Source organism: Sphingomonas sp., from assembly GCF_004799495.1.
Taxonomy (GTDB): Bacteria; Pseudomonadota; Alphaproteobacteria; order Sphingomonadales; family Sphingomonadaceae; genus Sphingomonas.
Window position 1 is genome coordinate 23721 of the sequence record NZ_SSMY01000010.1, and the last position, 18923, is coordinate 42643.

27 protein-coding genes are annotated in these 18923 nt (G+C 67.4%); 8 read left to right on the plus strand and 19 right to left on the minus strand.

The window, feature by feature from the left end; translation table 11 throughout:
• Positions 1–131: 131 nt before the first annotated feature.
• Genes pal through ybgC form a run of 6 tightly spaced genes read right to left on the minus strand, consistent with a single transcriptional unit; the run spans position 132 to position 4559 of the window.
• Entirely contained in the window at positions 132–653 is a 522-nt protein-coding gene (gene pal / locus E7773_RS10780) for a peptidoglycan-associated lipoprotein Pal (RefSeq protein WP_293991030.1), read from the minus strand.
• A gap of 29 nt (positions 654–682) precedes the next feature.
• Positions 683–2050, minus strand: coding sequence for a Tol-Pal system beta propeller repeat protein TolB (gene tolB, locus E7773_RS10785; RefSeq protein WP_293991032.1), 1368 nt, complete (start codon positions 2048–2050; stop codon positions 683–685).
• Between the two features lie 5 nt (positions 2051–2055).
• Positions 2056–2949: a cell envelope biogenesis protein TolA gene (locus E7773_RS10790; RefSeq protein ID WP_293991034.1), complete on the minus strand. Its 894-nt coding sequence runs from the start codon at positions 2947–2949 to the stop codon at positions 2056–2058.
• The gene (gene tolR, locus E7773_RS10795; RefSeq protein WP_293991036.1) at positions 2946–3386 is read right to left on the minus strand and encodes a protein TolR; all 441 of its coding nucleotides are present in this window, start codon (positions 3384–3386) and stop codon (positions 2946–2948) included. The genes E7773_RS10790 and tolR overlap by 4 nt, the downstream gene beginning before the upstream one ends.
• 2 nt (positions 3387–3388) lie before the next feature.
• Positions 3389–4081 carry a protein TolQ gene (gene tolQ, locus E7773_RS10800; protein ID WP_293991038.1) on the minus strand — a complete coding sequence of 231 codons (693 nt, stop codon included), beginning with the start codon at positions 4079–4081 and terminating at the stop codon, positions 3389–3391.
• Positions 4082–4100: 19 nt separating this feature from the next.
• Positions 4101–4559, minus strand: a complete 459-nt coding sequence (gene ybgC, locus E7773_RS10805) for a tol-pal system-associated acyl-CoA thioesterase (RefSeq protein WP_293991040.1) — start codon at positions 4557–4559, stop codon at positions 4101–4103.
• 124 nt (positions 4560–4683) lie between these two features.
• Here ybgC and E7773_RS10810 point away from each other — a divergent pair, with 124 nt between their 5' ends.
• From E7773_RS10810 to E7773_RS10830, 5 genes are read left to right on the plus strand one after another with little or no spacing between them, the layout of a single operon-like run.
• The gene (locus tag E7773_RS10810; protein WP_293991042.1) at positions 4684–5133 is read left to right on the plus strand and encodes a hypothetical protein; all 450 of its coding nucleotides are present in this window, start codon (positions 4684–4686) and stop codon (positions 5131–5133) included.
• The gene (locus E7773_RS10815) at positions 5126–5338 is read left to right on the plus strand and encodes a helix-turn-helix transcriptional regulator (protein ID WP_293991044.1); all 213 of its coding nucleotides are present in this window, start codon (positions 5126–5128) and stop codon (positions 5336–5338) included. Before E7773_RS10810 ends, E7773_RS10815 begins: the two co-directional genes overlap by 8 nt.
• Positions 5335–5757 (plus strand): hypothetical protein, encoded by a 423-nt coding sequence (locus E7773_RS10820; RefSeq protein WP_293991046.1) that lies wholly within the window; start codon positions 5335–5337, stop codon positions 5755–5757. Before E7773_RS10815 ends, E7773_RS10820 begins: the two co-directional genes overlap by 4 nt.
• A 47-nt stretch (positions 5758–5804) precedes the next feature.
• Positions 5805–6536 (plus strand): ABC transporter ATP-binding protein, encoded by a 732-nt coding sequence (locus E7773_RS10825; protein WP_293991048.1) that lies wholly within the window; start codon positions 5805–5807, stop codon positions 6534–6536.
• On the plus strand, positions 6533–7966 hold the full coding sequence (locus tag E7773_RS10830) for a hypothetical protein (protein WP_293991050.1): 1434 nt from the start codon (positions 6533–6535) through the stop codon (positions 7964–7966). The genes E7773_RS10825 and E7773_RS10830 overlap by 4 nt, the downstream gene beginning before the upstream one ends.
• Here E7773_RS10830 and ruvB read toward each other — a convergent pair.
• From ruvB to E7773_RS10875, 9 genes are all read right to left on the minus strand, one after another.
• The gene (gene ruvB, locus E7773_RS10835; RefSeq protein WP_293991052.1) at positions 7948–8985 is read right to left on the minus strand and encodes a Holliday junction branch migration DNA helicase RuvB; all 1038 of its coding nucleotides are present in this window, start codon (positions 8983–8985) and stop codon (positions 7948–7950) included. The genes E7773_RS10830 and ruvB overlap by 19 nt on opposite strands.
• Positions 8985–9383, minus strand: coding sequence for a GFA family protein (locus tag E7773_RS10840; protein WP_293991054.1), 399 nt, complete (start codon positions 9381–9383; stop codon positions 8985–8987). Before E7773_RS10840 ends, ruvB begins: the two co-directional genes overlap by 1 nt.
• Entirely contained in the window at positions 9380–9979 is a 600-nt protein-coding gene (locus E7773_RS10845; RefSeq protein ID WP_293991056.1) for a hypothetical protein, read from the minus strand. Before E7773_RS10845 ends, E7773_RS10840 begins: the two co-directional genes overlap by 4 nt.
• Positions 9976–10569: a Holliday junction branch migration protein RuvA gene (gene ruvA / locus E7773_RS10850; protein ID WP_293991058.1), complete on the minus strand. Its 594-nt coding sequence runs from the start codon at positions 10567–10569 to the stop codon at positions 9976–9978. Before ruvA ends, E7773_RS10845 begins: the two co-directional genes overlap by 4 nt.
• 159 nt (positions 10570–10728) lie before the next feature.
• Entirely contained in the window at positions 10729–11214 is a 486-nt protein-coding gene (ruvC, locus tag E7773_RS10855) for a crossover junction endodeoxyribonuclease RuvC (protein WP_293991060.1), read from the minus strand.
• A gap of 139 nt (positions 11215–11353) precedes the next feature.
• The gene (locus tag E7773_RS10860; protein ID WP_293991062.1) at positions 11354–12097 is read right to left on the minus strand and encodes a YebC/PmpR family DNA-binding transcriptional regulator; all 744 of its coding nucleotides are present in this window, start codon (positions 12095–12097) and stop codon (positions 11354–11356) included.
• Between the two features lie 51 nt (positions 12098–12148).
• Positions 12149–13330 carry an NAD(P)/FAD-dependent oxidoreductase gene (locus tag E7773_RS10865; RefSeq protein WP_293991220.1) on the minus strand — a complete coding sequence of 394 codons (1182 nt, stop codon included), beginning with the start codon at positions 13328–13330 and terminating at the stop codon, positions 12149–12151.
• 96 nt (positions 13331–13426) lie between these two features.
• A complete protein-coding gene (locus E7773_RS10870; RefSeq protein WP_293991064.1) occupies positions 13427–13666 on the minus strand; it encodes a DUF2312 domain-containing protein in 240 nt (79 codons plus the stop codon).
• A gap of 60 nt (positions 13667–13726) precedes the next feature.
• Positions 13727–14017 carry a DUF1244 domain-containing protein gene (locus E7773_RS10875; protein WP_293991066.1) on the minus strand — a complete coding sequence of 97 codons (291 nt, stop codon included), beginning with the start codon at positions 14015–14017 and terminating at the stop codon, positions 13727–13729.
• A 69-nt stretch (positions 14018–14086) separates the two neighbouring features.
• Here E7773_RS10875 and pyk point away from each other — a divergent pair, with 69 nt between their 5' ends.
• Positions 14087–15541: a pyruvate kinase gene (gene pyk, locus E7773_RS10880; protein ID WP_293991069.1), complete on the plus strand. Its 1455-nt coding sequence runs from the start codon at positions 14087–14089 to the stop codon at positions 15539–15541.
• Here the strand turns inward: pyk and E7773_RS10885 are convergent.
• From E7773_RS10885 to ykgO, 4 genes are all read right to left on the minus strand, one after another.
• Complete coding sequence (locus tag E7773_RS10885) at positions 15532–15927, minus strand: type II toxin-antitoxin system VapC family toxin (protein ID WP_363130286.1); 396 nt, start codon at positions 15925–15927, stop codon at positions 15532–15534. The two genes, pyk and E7773_RS10885, sit on opposite strands and share 10 nt — an antisense overlap.
• Positions 15924–16181, minus strand: coding sequence for a type II toxin-antitoxin system prevent-host-death family antitoxin (locus E7773_RS10890; RefSeq protein ID WP_293991073.1), 258 nt, complete (start codon positions 16179–16181; stop codon positions 15924–15926). The genes E7773_RS10885 and E7773_RS10890 overlap by 4 nt, the downstream gene beginning before the upstream one ends.
• Positions 16182–16223: 42 nt before the next feature.
• Positions 16224–16838, minus strand: a complete 615-nt coding sequence (locus E7773_RS10895; protein WP_293991075.1) for an HAD family phosphatase — start codon at positions 16836–16838, stop codon at positions 16224–16226.
• A 113-nt stretch (positions 16839–16951) separates the two neighbouring features.
• Positions 16952–17077 (minus strand): type B 50S ribosomal protein L36, encoded by a 126-nt coding sequence (gene ykgO / locus E7773_RS10900; RefSeq protein ID WP_003046794.1) that lies wholly within the window; start codon positions 17075–17077, stop codon positions 16952–16954.
• 142 nt (positions 17078–17219) lie between these two features.
• Between ykgO and E7773_RS10905 the strand changes: the two genes are divergently transcribed.
• Both E7773_RS10905 and E7773_RS10910 read left to right on the plus strand, forming a co-directional pair.
• The gene (locus tag E7773_RS10905) at positions 17220–17807 is read left to right on the plus strand and encodes a hypothetical protein (RefSeq protein ID WP_293991077.1); all 588 of its coding nucleotides are present in this window, start codon (positions 17220–17222) and stop codon (positions 17805–17807) included.
• The gene (locus tag E7773_RS10910; RefSeq protein WP_293991079.1) at positions 17804–18916 is read left to right on the plus strand and encodes a M14-type cytosolic carboxypeptidase; all 1113 of its coding nucleotides are present in this window, start codon (positions 17804–17806) and stop codon (positions 18914–18916) included. The genes E7773_RS10905 and E7773_RS10910 overlap by 4 nt, the downstream gene beginning before the upstream one ends.
• The last annotated feature ends 7 nt before the right edge of the window (positions 18917–18923 follow it).

An 18923-nucleotide genomic window follows, 5' to 3' on the forward strand; every position in this document is an offset into this window, starting at 1 on the left:
CTCCCTTTGGGAGAGGGAGGGAGGAGCAAAGCCACGGAAAGGTGAGGGCAGGGTCGAAAACGTTTCGACCCTGCCCTCACCCCTCGCAGCTCCGCTGCTCGACCCTCTCCCAGAGGGAGAGGGTTATTTCATTACTGCAGCACGATCGTCACCGCTCGGCGGTTTTGCGCCCAGCTCGCCTCATCGCTGCCGAGCGCGATCGGGCGTTCCTTACCGTAGCTGATCGTGGTGATTCGCGAAGGGTCGATTCCCTTCGCGGCAAGATAATTCTTCGCGGCGTTCGCGCGCCGGTCGCCCAACGCGAGATTGTATTCGCGCGTCCCGCGTTCGTCGGCATGGCCCTCGATCGTGATGCGGCGATTGGGCCATTTGGTCAGCCACGCCACCTGGCTGTCGAGGATCGAGCGCGAGGTCGCGTCGATGTCGGACATGTCGAGCGCGAAATGGATCGTGTCGCTCATCACCGAACGCTGGAAGTCCTGCGCGCTGCCGGGGACGACGACGCCGTTGCTGTCGCCGCCGTTCGCGCCGCTATTGTCGGTCACCGGCGCATCCCCGGCGCTCGGCGGCAGAATCTTGGGGCGCTTGTGCGCGCATCCCGCGGTCGCGAACAACGCGGCGAGCAGGATCAGCTTGGTACGGGTGTGGGCCATGGTCGGTCCTCCTTTTTACTCTCGGAATATCAATCGGTGCGGATCGGGCCCCAGCTGGGATCCGATCCATCGAACGGCGTGGGCAAACGGTGCACGTTGACCCCGGTCAGGTCGACCGACCACAAATCGGCGACCCCCGATCCGCCTTGGGTCGAACGGAAGAACATGATCACACGGCCGTTGGGCGACCAGCTCGGCGCCTCGTCCTGCCAGCCGTCGGTCAGGATCTTCTCGCCCGCGCCGCTGGGCGACATGATCCCCACGTGGAAGCCGCCGCCGATCTTGGTGAAGGCGATCAGGTCGCCGCGCGGGCTCCACGCCGGGGTGGCATAGCGGCCATTGCCGAAGCTGATCCGCTGCTGGTTAGAGCCATCGGCGTTCATCACATAGAGTTGCTGCGCGCCCGACCGGTCGCTTTCGAACACGATTCTGGAGCCGTCGGGCGAATAGCTGCCCCCGGTGTCGATCCCCGGCGAGGTGGTCAGCCGCTGCCACTGCCCGCCGCCCGACGGGATGCGGTAGAGGTCGGTGTTGCCACCTTGCGCCATCGAGAACAGGATCCACTGGCCATTGGGCGAGAAGCGCGGCGCGAAGGCGAGGCTGACATCGGTGACGAGCTTGCGCTGTTGCCCCGATGCGATGTCGTAGACGTAGATCGTCGGTTTTTTGTCGAGGTACGATAGATACGCGATCCGCTTCTGGTCGCGCGACAAGGTCGGGGTCAGTACGATCGTCTGGCCGTTGGTCAGGAAGCGGCCGTTGAACCCGTCCTGGTCCATCAGCGCGAGGCGCTTCACGCGCCGCCCCTTCGGTCCGGTCTCCGACACATAGACGACGCGGCTGTCGAAATACGGGCCCTCGCCCGTCAGCCGCGTATAGACCATGTCGGCGCATTTGTGCGCGGCGCGGCGCCACTCGCCGAACGGCAGGACATAGCCCTGCCGCGCCAGCTCGCGCTGCTGCGCGGTGTCGTAGAGGTAGCAGCCGACCGTCAGCGTGCCGTTGCCGTTCGAGCGGACGAAGCCCTGGACGAGCGCGGTCGCGCCGGCCGCGCTCCACGACCCGTAATTGGGCGATGTCGCTTCGACGAAGGGCACGTTGAGGAGCTGGCCAGCGGGGAGCGGCTTGAACAGCCCCGAATTCTTAAGGTCGCCGGTGATCACTTCGGCAAGCTGGCGGCCGAGCTGGTCGGTGGGGCCGGCGGCGGTCGCGGTCACTTCGGGCGTCGGCATCGGCGGGATCGCGATCCCCATCGGCGCGGAAATGCCGCCCTCGACATCGACCACCAGCCCGCCCGGGGTCGGGGTGGGCGTCGGCGCGGGCACGGTCTGGGCGTGCGCGACAGGGGCCAGCAGGGCGGCGGCCAGGGCGATCAAAGGAAGCGTTCTCGTCATCATCTCTCTCAACCCGGAAGCTTGTAGCGCATCACGAAATTGCTCCAGCCGTTCGGAACGTCGTACAGTTCCGGCGGCAAGCCACGGAGCGGCTGGCACCCCATGAAGGTCGAGACGGCGCGATCGTCGACCTGATCCACGTACCGGCGATTGCTGTCGTCGACCCCGTCGTGCCCGACGATTTGCGGCCGGGCGGCCAGCGTGCCGTCGCGGTTGATGCGCAGTTTCACGCTGACCCGAATCTGGTTGGCGCCCGGCCCTGGATTGACCTGACGGTTGGCGCAGGGCTGGACCTGCTGCGCGATCTTCTGCCGGATATCCATGATCGCCGCGCCCGTCATCGCGGCCTGCGGCGCAGTCGATTTCGATGTGGTCGGCGTGTTGCCGACCCCGACCATCACGCCGCCGAGGTTCGACCCTCGCGGCCGGACGGCCTTGGCGCCCGGCGCCGTTCCACTGCCGCGCCCGACGATCCCGGCGAGCGCGCCCGACGGCGTGCGCGTCTGCGGCTTGGCCGGTTGCGGGGGTGCGGGCTGGGGCTTCTTCGCGGGGAGCGGCTTGGCGCTTTCGGCGGGCTTGGGCGCGGGCGCGGCTTCGACCGGTTTCGGCTTGGCGGGAACCGGCTGCGGCTCGGGCGCGGGAGCAGGCGGCGCGGCTTCCTCGGGCGCGCCGAGATCGGGCGCGCGACTCTCGGCGGGTGGAGTCACCGCTTGCGGCGCGGCAGCCTGCAGCCCGACATCGTCGGCGATCGTCACGTCCATCGGCGCGGGCGGGGGTGGCGGCTTGCGCGGTACGAGCAGGACGAGCGACAGCCCCGCAAGAAGGAAAAGGTGCAACAACCCCGACACCGCGAACTCGATGCCACGGTCGGTCTTGTAGGATCGGGCGGCAATCGCCGTCACCGCTCGGCCTTGACGTTCGACACCAGCGACACGCGGTTGAGCCCGGCGCGGTTGAGGTCGCCCATCACCGCCATCACGCGCCCGTAATCGAGCCCCTTGTCGGCGCGCAGCAGCATCTGCGGCGGCTTGCCCTCGGCGTCGTGGCGCGACGCGATGCCGGCCAGCGCATCGGGCAGTGCGTCCTCGCTCACTTGCTTGTCGTCGAGATAGATCGTGCCGTCACGCTCGATCGAGATCGCCACCGGCTTTTTATCCTGCTCGAGCGCTTTGGCGCGGCTGTCTGGCAAGTTCACGGGCACGCCCGCGGTCATCAGCGGCGCAGTGACCATGAAGATGATCAGCAGCACCAGCATCACGTCGACCAGCGGGGTCACGTTGATGTCCGCCATCGGCGCGCGCCGGCCCTTGCCACGGGCGGAGGGAAGCGACATCGCCACGATCAGCGCTTCGCCTCGAGCTGGCGGCTCAGCGTCGAATGGAAACCGTCGGCGAAGCGGTTGAGCCGCGCCTCGATCTGGTTCACGCGGTGGCTGAAGCGGTTGTACGCGATCACCGCGGGGATCGCCGCGAACAGCCCGATCGCGGTCGCGAACAGCGCCTCGGCGATGCCCGGGCCGACCGTGACGAGCGACGTGTTCTGCTTGGCGGCGATGTCGGTGAAGGTGGTCATGATCCCCCACACCGTGCCGAACAGCCCGACGAACGGCGCGACCGCGCCGACGGTCGCGAGGATGTTGAGCCGGTCGGCGAGCTTGTCGGTCTCGTTCGCGACCGCCGATCCCATCGCTGTCGCCAGCCGCTCGCGCACGCCGTCGCGGTCGACGATCCCGCCCGCGGTCGACCGGCGCCATTCGGTCACCCCGGCGGCGAACACCTTGGCGACGGGCAGCTCGCTGTCGCCCTCGCGCTTGTGGAAGGCGTCGATATCGTCGGCCTTCCAGAATTCGCTCTCGAACTTGCCGATTTCCTTGCGCGTACGGCCGAGGCGACTGGCCGACCCGATGATGATCGCCCAGGTCCAGATGCTCGCGATCAGCAACCCCGCCATCACGATCTGCACCACCACATCGGCGTGGAGCAGCAAGGCGAGCGGCGAGGTCGAGTTCGGCGAAAGGTCGAAGCTCCAATGCATTATGTCGTCAGTCCCCAAATCATTCAGGCTTCCAGATCAGTTTCTCGTATGCCGCCGCCCACTCGGGCGGTTGCCGCTTCGGCCGCCCGTCGGGCGCGACGAGCGCCGCCGTCACCTCCGCTTCGGCCAATGTTTCGTCACCGCGCATGACTCGCTGATGAATGGCGACCGCCGCAGCGCGCAACCGCGTCAGCCGCGACACCACGACCAGCGCGTCGTCGAGCTTGGCCGGGCGGTGATATTTGATGGCGAGATCGGCGACCGCATAGGCGCCCCCGCCCGCCTCCATCACGCCGCGCTGATCGACCCCGACGAGGCGCAACATGTCCGACCGCGCGCGCTCCATGAAGCGCAGGTAATTGGCGTGATAGACCACCCCCGAAAGGTCGGTGTCCTCGAAATAGACGCGCACCGGAAAGCGGTGCTCGCGTCCGTCGAAGCGGCCCTCGACGGGTTGATCGGTGGCGGTCGCACTCATGGTTAAGGGCTGTAGCGGGCCGGACTCGCGAGGCAACCCATTCGGCTCTGCATTTTGCCACTTGCATCGATGTAACCCACGGGTTACATGGGTAGTATAGGTTACATCGACACGGGGATACACCATGACAGACAATGACACGGCCGACCGGCTGATGGACAAACGCGCCCGCATGATGCCCGCGCTAGCCGCGATGTTCGTCGCGCAACAGGCGGTCTATTTCACCGGCCCCCGGCTCGACGAGGGCAAGTTGCGGCTCGTCAACTATATCTCGATTGGCGGATGGCTGGCGCTGTCGACCGTCCTGCTGTTCGGGCTGGTGACCGGTGGCACCTTGTTCCGGAGCGCGAGCGTCCGTGCGCTGATGAACGACGAGGGTACCCGCGCCAACCGCGCCGACGCACTGAGCTGGGGGTTCGTCGCGACGATGATCGGAGCGATCGCGCTCTATGTCCTCTCGCTGTTCGAACGGATGACCGAACGCGAGACGATCCACGTCGTGATGACGATCGGCATCGCCGCGGCGCTCCTGCGCTTTGGCATCCTCGAACGCCGCGCGCTCAAGAATGGCTGAGGGCCTGGCCAACCGCTTGCTCGACGAGCGCACGCGGCTCGGCTGGACGCAGGCCAAGCTGGCGGAGCGCGTCGGGGTCAGCCGCAAGACGATCAACACGGTGGAGAATGGCGTGTTCGTCCCCTCCACCACGCTCGCGCTCAAGCTGGCGCGGGCACTCGGAACGACGGTGGAAGAAATCTTCCAGCTGGAGAATGGAGCATGACGACGATGGACAAGGTGGAATTGGCCGAGCGCAAGGCCGGCGCGCGGGCGGCGGTGATGGCGCTGCTGGCGGTGGTGCTGGTGGCGGGCGCGACGTTCGGGTTCGACAATCCGGCGAACGATGTCGGCGGGCGGGCGGTGGCGTGGCTGATCGAGCTCGGGCTCGCGCTGATGGTGCTGGGATCGGGCGGCGGGCTGATGCTGAGCCGCGAGCTGCGCGCGCTGATGAACGACGAATTGAGCCGCGAGAACCGCCGCCGCGCGATCGTGTTCGGCTTCTATGCCGGGCTCGCCGCGATGACGGCGCTCTACGTCGCGGCGGGGACGACGACGATCGACCTGCGCGCCGCGCTGCGCCTCGCCTCGGGCCTGACCGTCGCTGCCGCGCTCGGCCGCTACGCGATGCTCGAATGGCGCTGAGCGCGTTGGCACTGGACGAGGCGTAACGGGCGACTAAGACACTGCGCATGACCTCTGCGCTCAGGATTTGCGGCCTTTCCAAGGCGTTCGACAAACCAGTCATCACCGGCCTCGATCTCGAGATCGCGGCCGGCCAGCTCTATGCGCTGCTCGGCCCCAATGGTGCGGGCAAGACGACGACGTTGCGCATGGCGGTCGGGCTGACTCGCCCTGACGCCGGCAGCATCGAGATTTACGGCATCGATGCGCGCGCCGACCCGCTCGCCGCCAAGGCGATCACCGCGTGGCTGCCCGACGAGCCGATGCTGTACGACAAGCTCAGCCCGCTCGAATATCTCGCGTTCGTCGCCGGGCTGTGGCGGATGGACCCGCACGTCGCGGCGGAGGAAGCCGAACGGCTGCTCCACTGGCTAGACCTGTGGGACGAGCGCGACATGCGCTGCGAGGGCTTTTCGAGGGGCATGAAGCAGAAGGTCGCGCTGGCTGCCGCATTGATCCACGACCCCAAGCTCCTCATCCTCGACGAGCCGCTGACCGGGCTCGACGCGGCGATGGCCCGCGCGGTGAAGGATGCGCTGCGCGAACAGGTCGCGCGCGGCAAGACGGTGATCGTCACCACGCACATCCTCGAGGTCGCCGAGCGGATGGCCGACCGGATCGGCATCATCGGCGGCGGCAAGTTGCTCGCCGAAGGCACGCTCGACGAACTGCGCGACCGCGCGGGGACCGAGGGCATGACGCTGGAGGACACCTTCATTCGCCTGACGAGCGGCGCATGACCGCGCTGGCGGCTCCGGGCAGTTTCGCGTGGCTGGCGCGGCACGAGCTGCAGCTGGCGTGGCGCGGGCGCAGCAAGGGCCGCGCGGCGTGGTTTGGGCTCGTGCTGGGCGTGCTGTGGCTCGCCGGCGGATGCTTCGTCGCGTGGAGCGTGATGGACGTGCCGATACGCTTCACCGCCTGGGCCGGGACCGGGGTGCTGGCCGCGGCGGTCGTGATGCTGTCGTTCATGACGACACAGGCGATCCTGGGCAGCCAGCAGACGCTGTACGAGCGCCGCGACCTCGACCTGATGTTCACCGCGCCGATCGACGGGCGCACGGTGTTGCTCGCCAAGCTCGCCGGGATCGCGGGTGCGATCGTGCTGACCTACGCTTTCCTGATCCTGCCGCTGGCACTCCCGGTGGCGCTGCTCGGGCATCCGGGGTTGCTCGGCGTGGTCGGCGTGCTCGCGGCGCTCGCGATGGCCGCGTCGACGGTCGGGATCGCGATCACGCTGGTGCTGGCGAAGCTTGCCGGCCCGCGCGCGGCGCGGACGGTTGGGCAAGTCTCCGCTGCGATACTGGGCGGCGCGATCTTCCTGATCTCGCAATTGAACCGCGCCCCGCATGGCCGCGAATCGTCGATCGAGCGGACCTTCCGCGAATTCCACGAGCGCGGGCTGGGCTATACCGGGTGGAGCGGCGTCCCGGGACACGCCGCGTTCGGCGACCCGTTGTCGCTCGCCGTCATGCTGGCGATCGGCATCGTCCTGTTCGCCGGCGCCGGGATGGTGCTGCGGCGGCTGTTCCTGAGCGGGTATCAGGACGCGACGATGACGCTGTCGCGGTCGAAACCGACGGGCAAGGCGACCGCGCGGCTGTTCCATGCCGGGCTGTTCCGGCCGGTGTTGGCGAAGGAATGGCGGCTGCTCGCGCGCGACCCGGCGCTGTTGTTCCAGATGATCCTGCGGCTGGTCTATATGGCGCCGATCGTGCTGGGCGCGTTGCAGGGCGGCGGGCGGATGTTCGCGCCCGCGCTCGCTTTCGCCAGCGTGCTGGTCGCGACGCAGCTCGCGGGGAGCCTAGCCTGGCTGACCGTCTCGGCGGAGGATGCGCCCGATTTGATCACCGTCGCCCCGGTCCACAAGGAAACGGTCGATACCGCCAAGCTCTCCGCCGCGCTGCTGATGGCGGCGCCGCTCGCGGTGATCATCCCGGTGATCCTGGCGACGGTCGTCGGGCATCCGATCGGCGCGCTGGTGACGCTGGTGCTGACCGCGCTCGGCGGGGCGCTCGCCGGGTTCGTCGAACTAAAACTCGGCAAGCCGGGCCAGCGCGCGACCTTCGCCAAGCGTCGCCAGGGCGGGTTCGTGTCGGGTATTCTGGGGATCCTGATCGCGTTCCTGTTCGGCGGGACCGCGGGGCTCGCGGTCTATTTGATCGGCGGCTGATCGAACAGGCCGTCCTGGCTGCCCGCCGGCGGGTTGAGGCCGAGGTGCTTCCACCCGCTCGCGTTGAGGCAGCGCCCGCGCGCCGTGCGGGCGACCAGCCCGAGCTGGATCATATACGGCTCGATCACTTCCTCGATCGTGTCGCGCGGTTCGGATAGCCCCGCCGCCAGCGTCTCCACCCCGACCGGGCCGCCGCGATAGATGTCGGCGATCATCGTCAGGTATCGCCGGTCCATCGCGTCAAGCCCGAGATGATCGACCTCCAGCCGGTTGAGCGCGGCGTCGGCGGTCGGCGCATCGACCGTTTCGTGCCCCGCGACATTGGCGAAATCGCGCACCCGCCGCAGCAGCCGTCCGGCGATCCGCGGCGTCCCCCGCGCGCGCCGCGCGATCTCCTGCGCGCCATCGGGGGCGACATGCAGGTCGAGCAAGGTCGCCGCGCGGGTGACGACGCGCTCGAGCTCGTCGACGGTGTAGAAACTGAGCCGCACCGGGATGCCGAAGCGGTCGCGTAGCGGCGTCGTCAGCAATCCCTGCCGCGTCGTCGCGCCGACCAAAGTGAAGCGCGGCAAGTCGATCCGCACCGACCGCGCCGACGGTCCTTCGCCGATCATCAGGTCGAGCGCGCGATCCTCCATCGCCGGATAGAGCACTTCCTCGACCGCAGGCTGGAGCCGGTGGATCTCGTCGATGAACAGCACGTCGCCATCCTCGAGATTGGTCAGCAGCGCGGCGAGGTCGCCCGACTTGGCGATCACCGGGCCGGAGGTCGCGCGGAACCCCACCCCCATCTCGCGCGCGACGATCTGCGCGAGCGTCGTCTTGCCCAGCCCCGGCGGCCCGAAGAACAGCACATGGTCGAGCGCATCCCCGCGCGCCTTCGCGGCGGCGATGAACACGCGCAGATTCTCCCGCGCCGCCTTCTGCCCGACAAACTCGTCGAGCGTCTTGGGGCGCAGCGCGGCATCGGCGTCGTCGGCACGGCGCGCGGGGGTGAGGAGGCGGTCGTCGTCGGTCATCAGAAGCGGTCGATCCCCTCGCCGACGATCTTAACCCAGGCGTGCTTGCGGTTTTCGTAGACCGAATAATCGGGCGCGCGGAAGCTCGGGTCGGCGAACGCGCCGATCGCGACCGCGACGAGGTCGGGCTGCGCGGGCAAGCGGTAGAAGACGTTCGACCCGCAGGTCGGGCAGAAATACATGTCGCCCTGCCCGCCCTCGTCGCCGAACCGCGTCCAGTATTTCGCGTCGCCGGTGATGGTTACGTTCTCGACCGGGAAGCGCGCCTGCGCGGCGAACGAGCTGCCCGAGCGCCGTTGGCAATCGAGGCAATGGCACACCGACACGCGCACCGGGTCGCCGGTGCACGCGACCGCGAGCTGGCCGCATTGGCAGGTGGCGGTGCGGCTGCCGCTCATTGCAGCAGCCCCAACGGGCGCCGTTCGCCCGACAATTCGATGATCGCCCGCGCGACATCGCGCACCGCCGGCGGCGCGGTGCATTGCGCATTGGCTTCGGAAAAACGGTAGCCGGACGCGTCGCGGCGCTCGAACACCATTTGCTCGCCGTCGATGCAGATGTCGTTAGGGTTCGTGAAAACCCAATGCTCCTCCGGCCCGATCGTCCACAGTTTCGCCTGCGCGATGCGGTCGTGGAGCAGCGCCATGTCCTTCGCCGACACACGGAACTCACGATCGACATTGGCGATCAGATCCGTGCTGCGTGGCCAGACGCGGGCGCGCCGCACAACCACGACCCGACCGATCCCCGCGCCGCTCTCCGTTTCGTCGATCCGGATCAGCGCGCGGGTGAGGTTGATACCCGAGATCGACAGGCGGATGCGGCTCTTGAACCCAGCCTGCCCGCCGGGTCGCCACAAGACGGGCTCGTCGTCGATCAGGTCGGGCCACCAGATTTCCTGGATCTGGGGCGGGAACATGTTCTGCGCGGGGGCCGGTTGCGCTGGCAGGCCGAACGCGGCCAGCGCGAGCGGCAGGGCGAACAAAGCCTTCACTTCGCCGCCTTCCGCAACGCCAGCCGCACCAGCGCATCGAGCCCCGCGCCCGCGCCAAGCTCCTCTTCCGCCGCACCCACCGCGGCGTTCGCCTCGGCCGGTCGGAACCCGAGGTTGAGCAGCGCCGAGACCGCGTCCGACGCCGCGCCGCTCGCCGCCGACACCGGCGTGACGCCGCCCGGGATCACGCCGCCGGCCTTGTCCTTCAATTCGCGCACGATGCGCTCGGCGAGCTTCGGCCCGACGCCGTTCGCGCGGCCGATCATCGCCTTGTCCTGGGCCGCGATCGCGCGCGCCAGGTCGACCGGTTCGAGCACCGACAGGATCGCCAGCGCGACGCGCGCGCCGACGCCCTGCACGCCCGTCAGCAAGCGGAACCAGTCGCGCTCGTCGGGCCGCGCGAAGCCGACCAGCCGGATCGAATCCTCCGCCACCAGCATCTCGGTGAACAAAGTCGCCGCCTCCCCCACCGGCCCGATCGCCGCGAGCGTCTTGGCCGATGCGCCGACCAGATAGCCGACCCCGCCGACATCGATCACCGCATGGTCGATGCCGGTCGCTTCGAGGCGGCCTTTGAGGTGGGCGATCAAGCTGCGATCACGCGCGAATGTTCCCAATGTTCGCAGTGACCATGGGGGTCGCGCCGAACGCGCCGGTGCACGCCACCTGGCAGTGCCGCACGGACCGGGAAGATTGAGCACGCATAGTACGGAACCTAACAGGAACACCTCGTGTAGGAAAGACCTCGCTCAGCCCAGCCGCCGCGCCGACGCCACGTGATGCGCATGGCAGATCGCGACCGCGAGCGCGTCCGCCGCATCGGCGCCGGCGATCTTCGCACCCGGCAGCAACCGTGCGACCATCGCGTGGACTTGCGGCTTCTCGGCGCTCCCCACCCCGACCACCGCTTTCTTGACCATCCGCGCGGCATATTCGCCCGGCTCGATCCCCGCGCGCGCGACGCCAAGCAGCACGACGCCCCGCGCCTGCCCCAGCTTGAGCGTCGATTGCGGGTTCATGTTGACGAACACTTCCTCGACCGCCGCGGCATCGGGCGCGTGGTCGGCGATCAGCGCGGCGAGCATGGAGTCGAGGTGTGAGAGGCGGCGCGCGAGGCTCTCCTTCGCGTCGGTCTTCAATTGCCCGTTGGCGACGTGCGACAGCCGGTTGCCCTCGGCGCGGATCAGCCCCCAGCCGGTCGTGCCGAGCCCGGGGTCGAGGCCGAGGATAATCAAATTCCCTCTCCCTTTGGGAGAGGGAAGGGGCCCGCTCGCGCAGCGAGCGGGAAGGGTGAGGGCAGGAAGCAGCAATCTGCCCTCACCCTTCCGGCGCTACGCGCCTCCCTCCCTCTCCCGACGGGAGAGGGAAAGTTTATCAACCCAATTTCTCCATCACCGCGTCCGACACTTCGTAATTGCCCCACACGGTCTGGACGTCGTCGTCGTCGTCGAGCGCATCGATCAGCTTGAACAAAGTCCCGGCGTCCTTCTCGTCGACCTCGACCATCGTCTGCGGGCGCCAGGCGAGCTTCGCGCCCTCGGCCTCGCCGAGCACCGGCTCGAGCGCCTTGGCGACTTCGTGCAAGCTCCCCTGGTCGGTCCAGATTTCGTGGCCGTCCTCGCTCGACGACACGTCCTCGGCGCCGGCCTCCAGCGCCGCTTCGAACACCGTGTCGGCATCCCCCGCGCTGGCCGGGTAAGTGATCAGTCCCATCCGGTCGAAACCGTGGCTGACGGAGCCGGGCGCGCCGAGATTGCCGCCGTTCTTCGAAATCGCGGTGCGCACGTTGGTGACGGTGCGGTTGCGGTTGTCGGTCAGCGTCTCGACGATGAGGCTCACCCCGCCCGGGCCGAACGCCTCGTAGCGGATCTCCTCATAGGTATCGCCGTCGCCCTTCGACGCCTTGTCGATCGAGCGCTGGATATTGTCCTTGGGCATCGACTGCGCCTTGGCGGCGTTGACCGCGGCGCGCAGGCGCGGGTTCATGTCCGGGTCGGGCAAGCCCATCTTCGCCGCGACGGTGATTTCACGGCTGAGCTTGGAAAACAGGTTGGAGCGCTTTTTGTCCTGCGCGCCCTTGCGGTACATGATGTTCTTGAATTTAGAATGGCCGGCCATTGGGTCCTCGTTGGCGTTTGGCGGGGTCTGTAAACCGGGGCAGCTAACGCGTCAAAGCGCCTTGCCGCAGGCCACGGCGCTGGCCCAGGCCCATTGGAAATTATACCCGCCGAGCCAGCCGGTCACATCGACCGCCTCGCCGATGAAATGGAGCCCGGGCACCGCCTTCGCCTCGAACGTCGTTTGCGACAGCGCGTCGGTCGCGATGCCACCGATCGTGACTTCCGCCTTCATGAAGCCCTCGGTGCCGTTGGGGTGGAACGGCCAGGACGCTAGCCGCGCCTCGGCCTCGGCGAGCGCCTTGTCGGGCAGGTCGGCGAGGTTGCCGTCGAGCGCGATCTTCTCAGCAAGTGCTTCGGCCAGACGCGCTGGGAGTGCCTGCCCAATCGCCGAGCGCAACGTGGCGCGGGGGCGCGCGCGTTTCTCGGCGGTGAGCCAGCCGTCGCGGCGGTCGGGCAGGAAGTCGATCGCGACCGGCTCGCCGTGCCGCCAATAGGACGACGCCTGCAGGATCGCCGGGCCGGACAAGCCACGATGCGTGAACAGCGCCGCCTCGCGGAACCGCCCCTTGCCCGCACTCGCCACGACCTCGGTCGATACCCCGGACAGCTCACGAAAGAGCGTCTCGTCGCCCCCCAGCGTCAGAGGAACAAGCGCCGGGCGTGGCTCGACCACCTTGAGCCCGAATTGCCGCGCGACATCATACGCGAACCCCGTCGCCCCCATTTGCGGGATCGACGGGCCGCCGGTCGCGATCACCAGCTTGGGCGCGATCGCTGTCTGGCGGCCGATCTTCACGCGGAACTGCCCATCGGCATGATCGATCGCCTCGACCGCTTCGCCGAGCGACCAATCCACCCCGCCGCCCGCGCATTCGTTGCGCAGCATCGTCACGATCTGGCGCGCCGACCCGTCGCAGAACAATTGCCCCAGCGTCTTCTCGTGCCACGGGATGCGATAGCCGTCGACCAGCGCGATGAAATCGCCCGGCGTGTACCGCGCCAGCGCCGATCGCGCGAAATGCGGGTTGGCCGACAGGAAGCGGTCGGGCGCGGTGTGGACGTTGGTGAAGTTGCACCGCCCGCCGCCCGAAATCAGGATCTTCTTGCCCGGCTCGTCGGCGTGATCGGCGAGCAGCACGCGGGACCCGTTCTGCCCCGCGACCGCCGCCGCCATCATCCCCGCCGCACCCGCGCCGAGGACGATCGCGTCATAGGGGTGGGTAGCGGTCATCATTCACTTATCCGTTCGGTTCGAGCAAAGTCGAGAACCTCGCCCGAACGCCGAAGCGACGTGTCTCGACCTCGCTCGACACGAACGGAAGGATAATCAGGCGAGGCCCAGCGCGGCTTTGTAGGTGTCGAGCAGCGCCTCGGCCTCGTCGCGGTGGTGCTTCTCCATCTTCCGCAGCCGCACGATCGCGCGCATCGTCTTGGTGTCGTAACCGTTAGACTTCGACTCGGCATAAACGTCGCGGATGTCGTCGGCGATGGCCTTCTTCTCTTCCTCCAGCCGCTCGATGCGTTCGATGAACAGGCGAAGCTGGTCGGCGGCGATCACGTCGCTCATGGTGTGTCCCTTGGGTTGAATCGATTGAAGCGCGCGCGATGCCCGAACGCGCCCGATTCGTCACCCCGCATTCTTCGTGACGCTTTCCTCCATTCGCCGCAATTGGTCGGCCGTCGCCGCGGGCTGGCGCGCTTTCCACGCATCATATGGCTCGCCGTAGATAGCTTCGCGCGCCTCGGCCTTGGACAGACCGCCCGCCTCGCTCACCCAATCGGACAGGCAGTTGCGGCAGAACCCGGCCAGCCCCATCAGGTCGATATTCTGTGCGTCCTCGCGGTGGCGCAGGTGGTGCACCAGCCGGCGGAAGGCGGCTGCGGCGACCGCGTCGTCGATCGTGTCGAGGCTATCCATACGAATGCTCCAAGGTTGATCGCCGGGAGATAGGGGCTAGAGCCGGACGCGCACAAGCAAGAGGAATGCATGACCAAGGCCATAGCTCCGCGCTCCCGCAAGGTGCGCGTCCTCGCGACGCTTGGCCCGGCGAGCAACACGCCCGAGATGATCGCCAGGCTATACGAAGCGGGCGCCGATGCGTTCCGCGTCAACATGAGCCACGGCGACCAAGCGTCGAAGGTCGCGGTGATCGAGGCGATCCGCAGCCTCGAGAAGAAGTACAACCGCCCGACGACGATCCTTGCCGACCTGCAAGGCCCCAAGCTGCGCGTCGGCAAGTTCGCGGGCGGCAAGGTCGAGCTCGTCACCGATTCCACCTTCACGCTCGACCGCGACAAGACGCCGGGCGACGCGACTCGCGTCGAACTCCCGCACCGCGAGATTTTCGCGGCGATGGAATCGGGCGCACGGCTGCTGCTCGACGACGGCAAGCTGGTGCTGCGCGTGATCGAGCATGACGACAAGCGCATCGTGACCAATGTGGAAGTCGGCGGGCCGCTCTCCAACAACAAGGGGCTCAACGTCCCCGACGTGGTCGTGCCGATGGCGGCGCTGACCGAAAAGGACCGCAGCGACCTGGCGTTCGCGGTCGATCAGGGGGTCGACTGGATCGCGCTGTCGTTCGTCCAGCGCCCGGAAGATCTGGCCGAGGCGCGCAAGCTGATCGGCGGCAAGGCGGCGTTGCTCGCCAAGATCGAGAAACCGGCGGCGATCGACCGGCTCGAGGAGATCGTCGAGGCGTGCGACGGCGTGATGGTCGCGCGCGGCGATCTGGGCGTCGAACTCCCGCCGCAGACCGTGCCGCCCTTGCAGAAGCGCATCGTCGAAACCGCCCGGCGTCAAGGCAAGCCGGTGGTCGTCGCGACGCAGATGCTCGAATCGATGATCGAAAGCCCCTCGCCCACCCGCGCCGAAGTCTCCGACGTGGCGACCGCGATCTACGACGGCGCCGACGCGATCATGCTCTCGGCCGAATCCGCCGCGGGCAAATGGCCGATCGAATCGGTCGCGATGATGAACGCGATCGGCGAGGCGGTCGAAAGCGACCCGATGCACGGCGACCGCATCCACTTCACCGTCGTCCGCTCCGACCCGACCACCGCCGACGCACTATCCGAAGCCGCCAAGAACATCGCGGTGACGGTCGATGCCGCGGCGATCGTGTGCTTCACCAGTTCGGGCTCGACCGCGCGGCGCATCGCGCGCGAGCGGCCCGGCGTGCCGCTGCTCGTTCTCACCCCACGAATGGACACCGCGCGCCGCTCCGGGCTGTTATGGGGTGCCTACGCCGTCCACACACGCGACGTCGATTCGTTCGAGGACATGGTCGCCAAGGCCAAGCGCATGGTGCTGCGCCACAAGCTCGCCGCCGCGGGCGACCGCGTGATCGTGATGGCGGGCGTGCCGTTCAAGACGCCGGGGTCGACCAACGTGCTCCATGTGGTGCGCATCCTTGGGGACGAGTTGAAGGGCTACAGCTGAAGCGCGAGGGGGTGGTTGGCGAGCTTGGCATCGCGGGTCAGCAAGCGGCCGTCCATCTCCTGTGCCTGGATGAGCAACAACTCATCAAACGGATCGCGATGGCCCATCGGCGTGTTCAATGACGCGGCCGCGTGCTCGGGCGATAATGCGATGACCGGGATGTCGATGCGCGACAATGCCGTCAGCACCTGTGCCGGGTCGGCTGGTCCCTTGCGATCGCCGGATACGTGGAACAGATTCCACTTGATCCGCAGCTCCCACAGCGAAATCGCGGAAGCCGAGACGTCCGTTGCATCATCGCTGAGCAGCTCGGTCTCGCGCGCGGTCAGGGAACCGTCGCGCATTGTCACCCAATAAGCAAAATGCGTATCGAGGAGCAGCCTCAAGGATCGAGCCCAAGCAGCTTTCGACTGACGGCCGGATCGTCGAAGGCCGGATCGAATTCGACGGTCGCGTTCTCCCAGCCGAATTCCTTCCGCACCTCCGCCAACTTTTCCCAGTTAATCCCGCCCTTCTTCTTGGGCGGGTTAAGCTCCGCAACGGCTTTGCCATTCTTGGTGATCGTGACGCTCTCTCCGTTCTCGACCGCGGCCAAAGCCATGGCGAACTGGGCGCGCGCTTCGCGGACGGACATCTTCATCGAACGGCTCCTCGTGTACACTGTGTACACACGCTTTCGCCGTCAGTCAAGCAGATGCAGCTCGCGCAACTGATGGCGGAGAGCCTGGGCGTTCTCGAACAGCAACGCGTGAATGCCCAGTGCCTTCGCGCTCCGGACGTTCGCCGCATTGTCGTCGACGAACACCGCTTCTTCCGGCTGCAACCCGAAACGCTTCAGCGCGAGGCGGTAGATCGCCGCATCGGGCTTCACCAGTTTCTCGTCGCCCGACACGACGATGTCGCGGAACGGCGCGAAGAACGCGGCCTCGCGCGCGCGGAACGGCGGCCAAAATTCGCCCGAGAAATTGGTGATCGCGTAGAGCGGCACGCCCGCGGCATCCAACTCGCCGACCAATTCGGTCATGCCGGGCATCGCCGGTCCGATCGTCTCGTTGAAGCGCGGATGGAGTGCGGCGATCTCCGCCGCGTATTTCGGGTATCGCGCGGCCAGCTCGGCCGATGTCTCGGCAAAGGGGCGCCCGGCGTCGTGCTGGAAATGCCATTCGGGCGTGACGACGTCGCGCAGGAAAGCATCGAGCGCCTCACCCTCGGGGATGAGACGCTCGTACAGGAACCTGAGGTTCCAATCGAACAGGACACGCCCGACGTCGAAAATGACGGAATTGGGCTTGCTCATTTCGAGAAGAGCTTAGCCGACACGGGAATAAATCCCGTGTCGTCGGACGGCGCTTGTAGCGCCGCCGGCCGGGCTTCGGCGTCTAACGGACTAGCGTTGCTAATCCTCGCGCCTCAGCCCTGACGGGCCTTGAAGCGGCGATTGGTCTTGTTGATGACGTACGTGCGGCCGCGGCGGCGGATCACGCGGTTATCCCGGTGACGGTCCTTGAGCGACTTCAGTGAATTGCGGATCTTCATGATCTCGTTCGCTTTGCTTCGATTATCGGTGAATTCGGAAGCGGCGCGCCTATAGTGGGGGCCTCGCGAAGTCAACCCGCCGCGCCCACGAAACGGACTCGGCGGCGGTGCGTTGCAGGAACGCGGTGAAGAGGAAACGGTGATGCGTAAAGCTGTATTGGTACTGGCGTTGGCGATGACCGGGTGCGCGACCGCGCCGCCGAACTTTCCGACCGAAGTGACTCGTTTCCGCGCCGACGCGGTCGAGCGCGGCACGATCGGCATCGTGCCCGAGCCCGGCGTTCCCGATGGCCCCGAGTTCCAGGGCTATGTGCGCGTCGTCGCCGGCCAGCTGGCCGCGCAGGGCTACACCGTGGTCGCGCCGGGCGATGGCACCTTCGTCGCGCGGATCGGCTTTAAGCGCGACACGCGGACGGTGCGCGGACCGGCACCGGTCACGCTGGGCCTCGGCGTCGGTGGCGGCAGCTACGGGCGCGGCGGCGGGGTCGAGGGCGGCGTGAGCGGCGGCATCCCGATCGGCAAGGGCGAGTTGCGCGAGGATACCCAGGCGACGCTGTCGGTGCGGATCAATCGCCGCGCGGGCGACCTGGGCGTGTGGGAAGGCCGCGCGCAGACCCGCGCGATCTGGCGCGCGGGCACCGGTGTTCCCGGCGCGATCGAGGCAAAGCTCGCCAAAGCGCTGTTCACGGGGTTCCCCGGCGAATCGGGACGCACTATCACGGTGAAATGACCGACATCGCCATCACGTCCGCCTTCGACGGCGGCAACATTGAGCTGATCGCCATCGACGGCGACCGAATCGACCTTGAGATCGTCAAGGATAAGGATTCGGATTTCTACCAATGGTTCTCGTTCCGGCTGGCCAACGCCGCCGGGCGAAAGCTGACCTTCCGCATTCTCAACGCCGGCGGGTCGGCCTATCCGTTCGGCTGGCCGGGGTACAAGACGCGCGCCTCGACCGACCGAATCGCGTGGCGGCAGATCGAGACGCGCTACGCCGACGGCGTGCTCGAATTCGATTGGCAGAGCGACGCGGCGGTCGTGTACTTCGCCTATTTCGCGCCCTACACGATGGAGCAGCACGAAGCGCTGATCGCGAAATACGCCGCGATGCTCGGGGTTGAACACCGCGAGCTCGGCCACAGCCTCGACGGCCGCGCGATCGACATGCTGACGATCGGCAGCGGCCCCAAGCCGGTCTGGCTCTACGCGCGCCAGCACCCCGGCGAGAGCATGGCCGAATGGTGGATGGAGGGCGCGCTAGAATGGCTGACCAGCCCGGCGGCGGACGCGCTCAAGGCCAAGTGCACGTTCTACGTCGTCCCCAACATGAACCCAGACGGCACGTTCCGCGGGCATCTGCGCACCAACGCCGCGGGCATCAACCTCAATCGCGAATGGCACGAGCCGTCGATGGAGAAGTCTCCCGAGGTGAAGCTGGTCCGCGATGCGATGGACGAAACCGGGGTCAAGCTGGCGATGGACGTCCACGGCGACGAGGCGATCCCCGCCAATTTCCTCGCAGGATTCGAAGGCATCCCGAGCTGGACCGACGAGCTGGGCGAGAAATTCTACGATTTCGGCCGGCGCCTGGCGGCGCGCACGCCGGAGTTCCAGACCGAGCAGGGCTATGACAAATCGGCACCGGGCAAGGCGAACCTGACGATGTCGACCAACCAGCTCGCCGAACGCTATGGCGCGGTCGCGATGACGCTGGAGATGCCGTTCAAGGACCACGACCCGAACCCCGACGCCGAATTCGGCTGGTCGCCCGAGCGCAGCAAGAAGCTGGCGGCGGCGATGCTCGAGACGGTCGAAGAGGTGATCGACGCGGTCTGACGTCGAA